Here is a 13,693-nt window from a genome sequence, read left to right on the forward strand (position 1 = left end):
AATATAAATAAAACCACCAATCTCACCCTTTTAGTTTGGCAGATTGATGGTTTTAATAGATATCATCGTGGTCGTTTTACGCACTAATTTTATAGTGCCTATTTTTTTTGATTAGCTTAACCCTAAACGCTTATAAATATCATCCACGTGCTTTAAATGCCAATGATAATCAAAAGCATCATCAATTTGGGCAGCTGTTAGATTTTGGGTAATCGTTTCATCCGCATCAACTAATTCACGGAACTGACGTTGCTCATCCCATGAACGGGCTGTTAGTGGTTGTACGGTATCATATGCAGCCTCACGTGATAGACCAGCATCAACTAATTTCAGCAATAAGCGTTGTGAATAAATTAACCCATACGTACGTGTCATATTTTGTTTCATTGTCTCAGGGAATACTTGCAAATTCTGCAAAATATTTGTCATACGGTGCAACATATAATCAACAACTGTTGTACCATCAACCAAAATAATACGTTCTGCACCCGAGTGAGAAATATCACGCTCATGCCATAGTGTGACATCTTCTAAAGCAGTGACTGAATAACCACGCAAAACGCGTGACAAGCCGACAACGTTTTCTGAGCCAATTGGGTTACGCTTGTGTGGCATTGCTGATGATCCCTTTTGACCACCACGGAAACCTTCCTCAACCTCATGAATTTCAGAACGTTGCAAACTACGAATCTCAGTTGCCATTTCTTCCAAATTTGAACCAATAATTGCCAACGTTGTCATATAATCTGCATGCAAATCACGTGGTAAAATTTGTGAACCAATTAGTTGTGGCGTTAGTCCTAGCTCTTTCATTGCAACTTCTTCCACTTGTGGTGGAATATTCGCAAACGTCCCCACTGCCCCTGATAATTTACCAGTCTCAACTGCCTTGGCAACATTATCAAAACGTTCAATATTACGTACCGTTGCTTGATAAAAACGTGCCATTTTTAGACCAAACGTTGTTGGCTCGGCATGTACACCGTGCGTACGCCCCATCATAACAGTTTCTTTATACTTTAATGCTAATTGTGCTAACGTTTCTTTTAACGTTTGTAAATCAGCCTTAATTACTTGGTTTGCTTGTTGTAACCGTAATCCCTGCGCTGTATCAACAACATCAGTAGACGTTAATCCATAATGAATCCACTTTCGCTCATCACCAAGTGATTCAGAGACATTTCTTGTAAACGCGACAACATCATGACGTGTTGTTTTTTCAATTTCAGCTATGCGATCAACATCAAATTTTGCATTTTGACGGATTGCTTCTAAATCTTCTGCTGGTACGTGCCCCACTGACACCCAGCCTGCCGTAACTGCAATTTCAACATCTAACCATGATTGGTATTGATTTTCAAGCGACCAAATACGTCCCATTTCAGAACGAGTATAACGATCAATCATTTTTTATCCCCTTATGCCTTTTTAAAACGCGAACGAATTATTATTTATACTAATTATTGTACCGTAAATACGAATTATTTTCAGCTGTTTTCCAAATAAAAACTGCAATCATTATTGACTGCAGTTTTTATAATTTCACTATTTATTATCTTGTGAACTACTACTATTGGCTGCTTTTGCTGTTGCGGCAGCTTGCGTATAAGTTGACAAAACATTTTGCAAGGTTGAATCCTTAATGTTAACATCCGCCTTACCTAATTCTTCTCCCACAATTGCTTGGACTTTATTAGTATCAGACATTGTTTGATCAACCAAAATCATCTTCATCTTTGGCTTAAGGGTCTTAAATGACTTCTTTGAAGCTTGAGAATTCTTCTTGATAATAAAATATCCTTGTGATGATTGTGATTGTACTGGCGTCTTCGTGTACTCACCATTCTTAAGCTTAAAGGCAGCTGACTTAAAATCATCCTCTAAATTAGCATCAGTTGAATCAAAGGCAGTCATCTTACCACCATTTTTCTTGGTATTAGTATCAATTGACTTGTCTTTTGCTAACTTAGCAAAATCGCCACCCTTATTCAAATCATTAATGACCTTTTTAGCATCATCTTCTGACTCTGTTAAAATAACAGAAACATTTGTTTTAGGTTGGTAATCATTATAAGTTTTACGTAATTGCTTTGTTGAATAGTTTTCATTGGCAATAACCGCTTGCTTTTCTAATGCTTGAATTTCTAATGATTGTCTGAAACTATCTTCATCCATACCATTTTGTGACAATGTTTGTGAGAATTGCTCACCATATTGCTTTTTGGCATCCTTGAATTGGTTTTCAACAGACTTCTTTGAAACTTTATCACCATACTTATCATTCAAAACTTTTTGAATAATCATGTTGGCTAGTTCTTGTTGTCCTGCTGGAGACTTCTTCAGATTTTTGTAATACTCAGCTTGTGAAACGTTACCCGCATCAGTCGTTACGATTGATTTGGGACCGATTCCCCAGGCTGCTAGACCAACTGCTACAGCAACTGCTACTAGCACACCTAATACTTTTTTCCACATGGGTAGTGCCCTCTTTCTTAATATTAATAATACAACTTTTCTAGTTTATCATATAAATACGACCGATACTTAAATTAAATGGTACGTTGCACCAATCGCATAGCGCCCATTATCTAACATCTGATCAATTTCCATATGTTCCTCAAAATCTGCATGCCAATAGGTCAATTGCGCTTTAGGAATACGCCATTGTAATGATTTTAATTGTGCCAAAAACTGTTGTTCAACATGGGTTTGACGATTCAACATATAACGAATTACCAAACGCATCCAGTCAATCCCTGTCACTTTATCCAAAAAAGCCACCATTGTAAATGGCATTGGTCGAACGACCATCAATGGTTCATCATTATGACTAGGTTGATGTTTAATCAACATTTGATATAAACCCGGTGTTTCCGAACTCATTTGTGGACGTGGTATTTTATCCCAAAGTGCTTCTGTCATCACAGATTGATCCAAAATAATACCATCATTACTTTGGCTACCCATGCCAATTAAGTAAATAGTTTGACCATCATAAAAGTAATTAACGACTGTTCGTGATGTATCATCTACAATACTACTTGGCAAATATTTTTCTTTTGCAATAACTTTTACATCAATACCATTTTGTCGCAAACTATTAATTAATTTAATACGGTTACCTGGCACAAAAACTTGCATAGGCTGTTCAATTTCGATAACATTCATAACATCAGAAATCTCTAATGGTTCATAATACTTCTTGTTTCCTAACTGTGGCATAAACATTAAGTCAGTTGGACTATTGTTCATTAACACCGTTTGAATACCTTGTGCTTGCAATTCTGCAGCTACCATTGCCATAACGTAAGAAGCGGCCGCACCATCCCCTAAACGAAAACCACCTGCCCCAATTACTAAGGCAGTATACTTTCCTAACCGTATACTTTCATTTTCTGATTCAAAAGTTGAATAATACTGATTAGCAGCTTCTTCAAATTCACCTGCGGATGGCTCAAACGCTTTATAAGTTGGCAAAATACCATTATCCCATCGATAACGACGAACTTCTTCATATTTTGCATGCCACAAACGCGCAATTAACCCGTCTGACAAACCATAATACTTTGCTAACTTAACCACATCCATTTGCCAAGGCTTATTTTTTACTGTTTCTTCTAATTTGTTAATTTGTCTTAACTTATAAAAATAAAACGCATTAATTTTAGTCATTTCAGCCAATTCATCAACTGTATAACCTCTCCTTAATGCCTCCAAGAGAACAAAAATGCGATTATCACGAGGATGAATAAGTTGTTCAATAATTCCATTATCTGTCAGAGCGTTCATCACGGTTGGTGAGAAGTTACGATTATTGAAATGAGCTGCTCGAATGGCTTTTTCCAACGCTTCTTCAACACTACGTCCCACCCCAATTGTCGTACCAACTGATTTTTGCACTGTATTTAACCGGTGCTCTGTTTTAACACCATTAGATTCAAAATCACCAAATGAAAAGATTGGAAAGCGAATAACAATATGATCCATTGTTGGTTCCAATAATGCTGTATGATTAGCCCCAATCACCGGTGTTTGAACTGCTTCTAACGTCTCGCCTAAAATCAATCGCGTGACCACTGGAATTAATGGATACCCTGTCGCTGCAACTAATAAAGCCGCAGTTCGATCAAAATATGGTGTGACACGGGTAATAACATAATCATCAACTTTAGGATCAACTGCAAATCTAACTTCTAATAACCCAATAACATCAAAACCACGGATAACTTTAAACGCTGCTGACCGTAATTTTTGATAGACCGGATCTGGCAAAGTTTGAATAGGCGTAATCGCAATTGAATCTGCAGAATGAATACCGACTGGATCCATGTCTTCGACGCCACCAATCAAGACAGTGGTATCTCTTTTATCACGGATTACTAGCATCGATATTTCTTGATGGCCACGAATGCTTTTATCAATATTAACTTGATGCGTAATTGACCGGTTAAGCCCTGTTTCAACAGCTTCTTCTAAATCATCAATATCAGTGACTTGCAACCGCAGTGTCTGTCCCATTGGCGCAATTGGTCGAATAACAACTGGCAACTCGAAGTCTCTAACGGCATCAAAAGCTTCGCTAACATTACTAGCTAAACGTGATTGAACCGTTGGAATATTTAGCTGTTGCAATCGCTCATGTAAATATTTTGTATTTTGTGTGGCTTGCATCACTGGTAGTGACAAACCTAAAACTTTAGGTGCACCGTTGCCCATTAACTTTAAAATATCAGCCCCTAGCCGCGTTGCTGTTGAACCACCCACTGACGTTACCATGGCTGTGATATGTTCTTTGGCAATAACCGCCATCAGATTATCAATCGTTAATGCTTTTTCAATGACTTGAATATCGTGGCGACTAGTCGTAAACGCATACGGATTGTCATCAACAATAACTACTTCATGACCATATTTTTTGATAACATCAACAACTTGAAACGTTGCAACATCACCTTCAGTTTCACGACCAAAATCATTAGCTGATCCACCTATAATAAGCACTCGTTCTGTCATATGCCACCTCCTCCACGTCGAGCCATCACCATTTCCATAAACTCAGCAAATGCCTGTGTTTCTTCTAATGGGCCTGGGGCAGCATCTGGGAAGAATTGCACACTGAAAGCTGGATAATCGCGATGTCGTAACCCTTGAATTTGATTATCCGTAATATCAATATGTGTAACAAACAGGGGCGTATCTTTAATAGAAGTATGATCAACATAATACGCTTGCCCCTGCGTTGCAAAGATAATATCACTTGTAATTTGTTCCCGAATCGGGTGATTCATCCCATGATGTGCTGATGCTAGTTCAGCAACTTTGGCCCCATTAGCAATAGCAAATAATTCATGACCCAATCCAATTCCAAATAAAGGAATTCGCTGCTCAAACTCACGGATAATCTCAAGAGCAGTTTCTGGTACTTGATTTGGATCACCTGGTCCAGATGAAATCACAATGCCATCTGGATCAAGATTAGCAACTTCATCAATTGTTGCCAAATAAGGCAAAACAGTGACATTTGCATCAAAATCACTTAACATTCTTAAAATTCCGCTTTTCAGCCCAAAATCAACCACAACAACATTGGCGCCTCGCCCTGGATTAGCGTAAGCCTTTGGTGTTGAAAGTTGCGCCACTTGTTGATTTGTTAACACCATTGCTCGCAATTGGTCAAAAGCATGATCATCAGGTTGATCAACAATTGATGCCTTTTGTATACCAGTTTCACGTAAATGACGTGTTAAAGCGCGGGTATCAATTTGCGAAATACCAGGTACATTATGCCGTTTCAAATAATCATTTAAACTTAGTGTTCGTAAACGATTAGTTGATATTTCGGCTATTTCACGAACTACAACCCCCTTTACAGAAGGTACAATTGACTCATCCGCATAGTGATTAATCCCTGCAGCACCAATAGTTGGTGTTGTAAACATTATAATTTGATTGTAATAAATTGGATTCGTGATAATTTCTTGATACCCGGTCATAGCTGTATTAAATACTAATTCCCCAAAAGTCGTTGCAGGCGCCCCGAAAGCTTCACCTGCATACACAGTACCATCTTGTAAAATTAAATAACGTGTTGTCATGACGTTGGTATCGTTTAGTCAGAATACTAAACGATTCCTCCTTCCCGGTTAACGGTCAAAATTACTGAATTTCAATACCATCCATGCCATCAAATTCCTTCATTTTTACTCGAATACTTTCAGAAGTTGCTGTCGGAATATTTTTGCCGACAAAATCTGCTCTAATTGGTAATTCACGATGACCTCGATCAACCAATACGGCTAAATTAACGGCTGCTGGACGACCATTATCCATGATGGCATCTAAAGCTGCTCTAATTGTACGACCAGTAAACAAAACATCATCAACTAAAATAATGCGTTTATTATCAATATTTTCCTCAAATGATATTTTTTCTCCTGTACTTTGATTATCATCATCACGACAATGAGTGATATCTAATGGAATAACCGGAATTGTTGCACCTTCTAATTGTTGTAGACGTTCAGCAATTCGTTGCGCAATAAAGACACCTCGTGTTTTAATACCAACAATTGCCAGATTTGTGATACCCTTATTTTTTTCAATGATTTCATAAGTAATTCTTGTAAGTGCTCGTTGCATCGCCATTGCATCAACAATCTCTTTTGCCATAATTTATTCCTTTTCTCTCATTATTCACACCTAATAAAAAAGAGACACTACTCTCCTAATCTAAAAGGGTAACGTCTCGTTAGCTTTATTTATCACATTACCTTCTAGCAATCTCGCTGAACTACCTTAAGAAAGTTTCAATTTTTGTATATCTCATTTTATCATGTTAAGCACTATTTGCGAACAAATGATTTACTTATTCTGCATACGGTTGTAGTTGGCTTAACATGTATTCAAAATCATCCGGTAATGGTGCTTCAAATTGCAATGCTTCTTGTGTCGTTGGTTGTGTCAAACCAAGGGTGGCTGCATGCAAATATTGACCATTTCCCGCAAGTGTTTTTTTAGGGCCATATAAAGGATCACCTGCAACAGGATGACCAATATAATCCATATGCACGCGAATTTGATGGGTCCGTCCCGTTTCTAGGGTCACTTTCAACAAGGTATACCCAACAAAACGTTTAACCACTTCAAAATGAGTTACGGCATCACGGCCGCCAGACACAACTGCTTGTTTTTTACGATCGGCTTTTGACCGACCTAAAGGTGCAGTAATTGTCCCTCTATTTTCCGTAAATTCACCATGTACCAGTGCATAATATTGACGTAAGTTTTTCTTAGCTTTTAAATCGGCTGACAATGCTTCATGCGCTTTATCGTTTTTAGCAACCATCAAAAGACCAGATGTGTCTTTATCAATACGATGCACAATTCCTGGACGGATAACCCCATTAATAGTTGAAAGATGTGTATGGTACATTAAAGCATTTACTAACGTACCATCTGGATGACCTGCAGCTGGATGAACAACCATCCCCTGTGGCTTATTGATTACTAATAAATCATCGTCTTCATAGACAATATCTAAAGGAATATTTTCTGGCTTAACATCTAATACAACTGGTTCTGGAACAGTAAATGTAATAACATCACCTTCATGAACCTTGTACTTTGCCTTCTTTTCATCCCCATTAACTTTTAGCACACCATCATCAATCCATTTTGAAATTTGCGTACGTGTATAGTCAGCAAAGGTATCTGCTACTACTTTATCCAGACGACCAGTCTGATCTGCAATCGTCAATGTTTCCTCAGTCATTTACTTACCTTCAATTTCCTTTTGTAGTTGATTTAAGAATTTTTTATTCATCCAATAACTATATCTTTCGTCTTCGTAACTAAAGATGACTGTTCTTTTAGTAAATTGAACATGTTGCATCTCCTTAAAACGAATTTTTTCTGTATGGACACCAAACATGGGTATGATTAAAATAGCATTTGCTGACAATCTAACCCGCCGTCTGAAGTACGTTAATAACGCAATGAATAAGAACACAATCATTGCCACAATCGTCCAACTATTTAAATGTGTTACTTCAAGTTGCATAATCAGAGCAAACATTGCAATCATGATAATCCATAGCCAATTAATTAATCCTAATAAACCAGCTGGTTGATAGTACCCTTTCATTCTGAAATCCTTTCTGATTTGTGCATTATCGACCAATCATCTCATAATATCTCTGTCTTTTAGTATAATAAACTTAGAGGTGCTTGTCATGTTAATCAAAATATATTCTGATGCTGCTAGTCAAGGTAATCCTGGTCGTAGTGGCGCTGGCCTTGTTATTTTATACAACGGTCAACAAATTCAAAAACATCACTATCTTGGTATTATGTCTAATCACGAAGCTGAGTTTGCAGCAGCTATCTGGACATTTGAAGAATTAGCCAAAATTGCTAATTATGATGACACTATCATGTACTATGCAGATTCTAAATTAGTTATCGATAGTATTAAGAAACGTTACGCCAAACATTTTAGTGAACAATTAACTCAGTTGTTAATACAACAAGATTATTACCAACTTTTAATTGCCAACTGGATTCCAGAAAAACAAAATCATGGTGCTCACCAACTCGCTTGGCAGGCTATTCATCACGCTTAATCTGTCCAATGCCTGTCCAAGCACTAATTAACGAGCAAATCGGTGACAACAAGGCAAAGAAAGTAAATGGCGCAAACGAAGTTACTGAAACACCTAACGTTTGTGCTGCAAAACTCCCTGCAACACCCCAAGGTACCAAGTAATTAATAACTGTTCCTGAATCTTCTAATGATCGCCCTAAAGTTAATGGGTTAATTTTTAAGCGTACAAAACTTTCCTTCCACAATTGACCAGGCAAAATAGTAGCTAAGTATTGCTCACCAATCAAAAAATTAGCTGAAATTCCTGTAATGACCGTGCCTGTAATCACGCCCGCTTGTGTCTTAATGCGCGTTACCAACGGGGTCATAAAAGCACTAAGAATTCCTTGCTGCGTTAACAGTCCACCTAAAGCTAAGGCCAACATAATAATAATTACTGTTGGCATCATTGATAACATGCCACCACGATTTAACAAACTAGCGAGCATTTCATTTTTGATTGTTGTTGTTGAACCATTCATAATTACATCCGAAAACTGCTGTATTGAATGATTAAACATAAATATGATGCCCGTTACTGCAATGTTCATTAACAATGTTGGAATTGCTGGCACATGACGCCAGGCCATAACAACCAACAAAATTAACGGCACCATTGACCACCAATTTGGTGATAATAATGACGCTAAGTGTTGTAATTCGTGCACATCACTAGCAACTTTTATTTGTTTGCTTAGAAACGTAAAAAGCAATAATGAGACAAGTAATGCTGGAATAGTCGTCCACATCAGGTTTTTAATATGAGTAAACAAATCCGTACCAGCAATTGATGATGCTAAATTAGTTGAGTCCGATAGTGGTGAACTCTTATCTCCAAAAATCGCACCAGACAAGGCAGCTCCAGCAACAATCCCGGGATCAAATCCAATGGCTGTCCCAACACCCATCAACGCCACCCCCACGGTCGCTAAAGTAGTAAAAGCAGAGCCAACCATCGTACCCATAATTGCCATAATCAAAACAGTGCTAGGTAAAAACCATTCTACATTAGCTAACTTCAAGCCTGTCCATAGTAGCGTGGGAATTGTATTGGTTTCCATCCAAAGACCAATTAACATACCAATTAGCAAGAACAAAAATAACGGTGCTAACGCTTGCTCAATCCCTTTTAACAATTGTCCTTGAATATCTTGCCAAGATGTTTGACGCTTTTTGGCGTATAACATGACAAAAATAAGACTTATCACCAGCGGTACATTGGGTGATAATCCAAAACCTAAAATACTAATACTAAAAATTAAGATGACCGTAATTAATAAAACCATACTTTGTTTAAACGTTACTGACTTATTCATATTTATTCTCTCCTTCATTGCTACTTACCTGTTAAACAATTATCCTCAAAAGAGATAACGACTAAGTCCACCAACGTGATTGATATGTTTTAATACCCCAATGTTTTGCTCCTTTCAGCAATAAAAAAGCCCCAGTAACAAGTCAATTGACTCATTGCTGGGACGAAAAGTTTCCGCGGTACCACCCAAAAATTAGTTAGTACGCAAAAACTAACTCTCTTTAAGATATTTACAATGTTTAAATAGTTCAATCATTCCACCTGCGCTACTCACAGCTACCGTAGCTTCTCTGACATACAATGAAATGTTCTACCAATGTGGATTATTGTACGCACCTATTAGTAAGGTGTCAACTAGCAATTTAAAATATGCGGATTTTTAATTTGAAAAATGGTTCGAATATGGTTCGCAGTGGACAAAAGGTGGATAAAACATGCTACTTTGCAACACTTAACAACACTGTAAAACACTTAAAAAAGCACACAAAAAAGCCGTCATATAGGCATTTAGCGCTATACAACGGCTTTTGTAAGGATTTGTGATTAAGCAAGTCCATATTTCTTGTTAAACTTATCAACAGCACCGTCGACAGTAGTAAACTTTTGCTTACCAGTGTAGAATGGGTGTGAATCTGAAGTAATTTCAACACGAATCATTGGATAAGTAGCACCCTCAAATTCGATAGTTTCGTCAGAAGTACGAGTAGAACCTGACACAAACTTGTAACCAGTAGTTGAGTCAACGAAAACCACTTGGTGGTAATCTGGATGAATTTCAGCCTTCATTATTTTCTCCTTATCGCCCTGAATTTATAAAAATCAGAGTCAGTTTATTTAACTAAACTATATTAACATAAAATTTTATAAAATGATAGTTTTTCACTAAAAGCTATCATTTTATTTTATTCTTCATCAGCCTTCAAAACCGCCATAAAAGCTTCCTGCGGAACTTCAACAGTTCCAACAGATTTCATCCGTTTTTTACCACGTTTTTGCTTGTCCAACAATTTCGCACGACGATCAGGATCACCCGTATGAATACGTGACGTAACGTCTTTACGATAAGCCTTGATAGTTGACCGTGCCACAATTTTAGAACCAATTGCAGCTTGCACTGGGATTTCAAAATTACGACGTGGAATAATCTCTTTTAATTTCTTCGTAATCACACGTGAGCGTTCTTGCGCAAAATCACGGTGGACAATGAAACTAAGCGCATCAACTTTGTCTCCATTTAGCAAAATATCAATCTTCACCAAATCAGATTGACGATACCCTGATATATCATAATCTAATGATGCATAACCACGCGTATTTGATTTTAATTTATCAAAGAAATCAAAAATAATTTCAGATAGCGGCATGTAATACTTCACATTCACACGGGTCTCATCTAAATAATCCATCGTATCAAATTCACCACGCTTAGCTTGTGCCAGCTCCATAACGGCACCAACATAATCATTTGGTACCATAATTTGGGCATGCACAAATGGTTCTTCAATTGTTTTAATCTCAGCAACATCTGGTAGTTCGGATGGATTAGCAACGTCAACCATCTCACCATCAGTTGTAAACGCATGGTAGGTAACTGATGGCGCTGTTGTAATCAAATCCAAGTCAAATTCACGTTCAAGGCGTTCTTGAATAACGTCCATGTGTAATAGACCTAAGAACCCAGTTCGAAAGCCAAATCCTAATGCTTGTGAAGTTTCAGGTTCAAACTCCAAAGAAGCATCATTTAATTGTAATTTTTCAAGTGCATCACGCAGGTCGTTATACTTCGCATTATCCGTTGGATATAGTCCCGAGTATACCATTGGGGTCATTGGCTGATATCCCGGCAATGGATTTTCTGCAGGTTGCTTAACATGTGTTATTGTATCGCCCGGTCGCGCATCGCGAATATTTTTAATAGATGCTGCTACATATCCAATATCCCCTGCCATCAAATAATCACGTTTAATAGGCGCTGGTGAATTCACACCGACTTCTGTTACTTCATATGAGGCACCAGAATTCATAAATTTAATTTTTTCACCTGGTTTTAAAATACCTGTTTTAACACGAACCGTTAAAATAACTCCTTTATATGAGTCATATGCCGAATCAAAGATTAGTGCTTGTAATGGATCTGTCAAACTACCTTCTGGCGCTGGAATATCCGTAACTATTTTTTCTAATAATTCTGGAATACCAATTCCTTTTTTGGCTGATGCCAACACAGCATTAGACGCATCAATACCGATGACATCTTCAATTTCAGTTTTCACAGCTTCTGGATTAGCAGCTGGTAAATCAATTTTATTAATAACTGGTAAAATTTCCAAATCATTTTCAATTGCTAAATAAACATTCGCTAATGTCTGTGCTTCAACTCCTTGAGCAGCATCAACGACCAAGATAGCGCCATCAGCGGCAGCTAATGAACGTGATACTTCATATGAAAAATCCACATGCCCTGGTGTATCAACTAAATGGAAAATATAAGTTCCACCATCATTAGCCTTATAATGCACCTCAACGGCATTCATTTTAATTGTAATACCACGTTCACGTTCCAAATCCATCGTATCTAGTAACTGATTTTGCATTTCACGCTCAGTAACTGTGTGTGTTGCTTCCAAAATACGATCTGATATTGTTGATTTACCATGATCAATATGAGCCACAATACTAAAATTACGTATATGGTTTTGGCGCGCCTGCATTTCTTCTATATTCATTATTTGCGCTCCTGTGTTGTATTTATTCTGTCCATACCATTATACAAGTATTCTTAATATCATGGTAGTACTCCCTGATCCATTATTTTTTATTTAACTTATCGGTCATTTTTTTGGCTTTTTCATCGACAGATTGATTGAATTTTTTTTGACGATATTGTGTATAAATAAAACCTACCAACAAAATAATGATAATAATCCATTTAAGCATTTTTCCTGTTCTCCTTTGCTAAATAGTTAATATTTTTTGTTTTAATTCACGCTTCAATTGTATTTTACAACTTTTTCAATTACACTCAATTTAAACAACCTATTAGGGGGACATTCTTATGGCTAATTTGCCAGAAATAAAACATGAAACGATCAACGACGAGGACGTGGTACCGTCAAGACTTTCCAAACAACCACAACAATCACAAAAACCTGTTATTTCTTATTTTGTTCGTAAATTATTAGCCGCTGCCGGTGTCATTTCAATTATTTTAGGAATTTTTGCATTTGTTTTTAATACGGAATGGTTACTTGCAGTGTCGATTATTTTTGGCCTTTTTTCAATTTTTATTGCTTTTATTGATCTTATGCTATTTAGCAATAGTGTTTATCTGCGCGGGGCCCATTTAATGAGCGCCCTACTAAGTGCTGTGATGGGCCTTGTTTTGTTATTCCGTCAAGATTTCACACAAGATTTTATTGGTTTGGTATTCGGCTTTTGGATTCTATTTAATGCCACCAGTAATTTAGCCCAAACTTGGGTTCCCGAACTATTAATTGGTTGGCAACGCTTAGTTGGCTTGATTATTGGTGTTGTTGGTCTTGCTTTAGGACTATTTTTAGTATTATTTACAGGTTATACACCTCACAATATGCAAATTATTTTAGGTGTTTATACTGACCTATTGGGTATTTTCTTCTTGCTTGTTAGTTTTTTTAGTCATAAAAACAACTTAAACAATGACAAATAAATATTTTCAACCAAAAAGGCAGCCTCAGTGAGGCTGCCTTTTTATAGCA

13 protein-coding genes are annotated in these 13,693 nt (G+C 37.2%); 2 read left to right on the forward strand and 11 right to left on the reverse strand.

Going from position 1 to position 13,693, the window contains the following annotated elements:
• Nucleotides 1–111: 111 nt before the first annotated feature.
• From purB to FFM61_RS07540, 7 genes are all read right to left on the reverse strand, one after another.
• On the reverse strand, nt 112–1,407 hold the full coding sequence (gene purB / locus FFM61_RS07510) for an adenylosuccinate lyase (RefSeq protein ID WP_074427927.1): 1,296 nt from the start codon (nt 1,405–1,407) through the stop codon (nt 112–114).
• Nucleotides 1,408–1,545: 138 nt separating this feature from the next.
• Complete coding sequence (locus FFM61_RS07515; RefSeq protein ID WP_074427928.1) at nt 1,546–2,475, reverse strand: peptidylprolyl isomerase; 930 nt, start codon at nt 2,473–2,475, stop codon at nt 1,546–1,548.
• Nucleotides 2,476–2,544: 69 nt separating this feature from the next.
• On the reverse strand, nt 2,545–5,013 hold the full coding sequence (locus FFM61_RS07520) for an ATP-binding protein (RefSeq protein WP_074427929.1): 2,469 nt from the start codon (nt 5,011–5,013) through the stop codon (nt 2,545–2,547).
• Nucleotides 5,010–6,095 carry a carbamoyl phosphate synthase small subunit gene (locus FFM61_RS07525; protein WP_074427930.1) on the reverse strand — a complete coding sequence of 362 codons (1,086 nt, stop codon included), beginning with the start codon at nt 6,093–6,095 and terminating at the stop codon, nt 5,010–5,012. Before FFM61_RS07525 ends, FFM61_RS07520 begins: the two co-directional genes overlap by 4 nt.
• Nucleotides 6,096–6,156: 61 nt before the next feature.
• The gene (gene pyrR, locus FFM61_RS07530) at nt 6,157–6,669 is read right to left on the reverse strand and encodes a bifunctional pyr operon transcriptional regulator/uracil phosphoribosyltransferase PyrR (protein WP_074427931.1); all 513 of its coding nucleotides are present in this window, start codon (nt 6,667–6,669) and stop codon (nt 6,157–6,159) included.
• Nucleotides 6,670–6,865: 196 nt separating this feature from the next.
• Nucleotides 6,866–7,771 (reverse strand): RluA family pseudouridine synthase, encoded by a 906-nt coding sequence (locus FFM61_RS07535; protein WP_074427932.1) that lies wholly within the window; start codon nt 7,769–7,771, stop codon nt 6,866–6,868.
• Entirely contained in the window at nt 7,772–8,143 is a 372-nt protein-coding gene (locus tag FFM61_RS07540) for an EbsA family protein (RefSeq protein ID WP_074427933.1), read from the reverse strand.
• 88 nt (nt 8,144–8,231) lie between these two features.
• Between FFM61_RS07540 and FFM61_RS07545 the strand changes: the two genes are divergently transcribed.
• A complete protein-coding gene (locus FFM61_RS07545) occupies nt 8,232–8,621 on the forward strand; it encodes a ribonuclease HI family protein (protein WP_074427934.1) in 390 nt (129 codons plus the stop codon).
• Here the strand turns inward: FFM61_RS07545 and FFM61_RS07550 are convergent.
• The 4 genes from FFM61_RS07550 to FFM61_RS09215 all read right to left on the reverse strand — a co-directional run bounded on the left by FFM61_RS07550 (nt 8,605) and on the right by FFM61_RS09215 (nt 12,893).
• Nucleotides 8,605–9,957: a Na+/H+ antiporter NhaC family protein gene (locus FFM61_RS07550; RefSeq protein ID WP_074427935.1), complete on the reverse strand. Its 1,353-nt coding sequence runs from the start codon at nt 9,955–9,957 to the stop codon at nt 8,605–8,607. The two genes, FFM61_RS07545 and FFM61_RS07550, sit on opposite strands and share 17 nt — an antisense overlap.
• Before the next feature lie 542 nt (nt 9,958–10,499).
• The gene (locus FFM61_RS07555; RefSeq protein ID WP_074427936.1) at nt 10,500–10,742 is read right to left on the reverse strand and encodes a type B 50S ribosomal protein L31; all 243 of its coding nucleotides are present in this window, start codon (nt 10,740–10,742) and stop codon (nt 10,500–10,502) included.
• 116 nt (nt 10,743–10,858) lie between these two features.
• Nucleotides 10,859–12,682 (reverse strand): translation elongation factor 4, encoded by a 1,824-nt coding sequence (gene lepA, locus FFM61_RS07560; RefSeq protein WP_074427937.1) that lies wholly within the window; start codon nt 12,680–12,682, stop codon nt 10,859–10,861.
• Between the two features lie 82 nt (nt 12,683–12,764).
• Nucleotides 12,765–12,893, reverse strand: a complete 129-nt coding sequence (locus tag FFM61_RS09215; RefSeq protein ID WP_255313617.1) for a hypothetical protein — start codon at nt 12,891–12,893, stop codon at nt 12,765–12,767.
• A 118-nt stretch (nt 12,894–13,011) separates the two neighbouring features.
• Between FFM61_RS09215 and FFM61_RS07565 the strand changes: the two genes are divergently transcribed.
• Nucleotides 13,012–13,644 (forward strand): HdeD family acid-resistance protein, encoded by a 633-nt coding sequence (locus FFM61_RS07565; protein ID WP_074427938.1) that lies wholly within the window; start codon nt 13,012–13,014, stop codon nt 13,642–13,644.
• The last annotated feature ends 49 nt before the right edge of the window (nt 13,645–13,693 follow it).

It is taken from the genome of Weissella hellenica, assembly GCF_005405545.1.
GTDB classification, from domain to species: Bacteria; Bacillota; Bacilli; order Lactobacillales; family Lactobacillaceae; genus Weissella; species Weissella hellenica.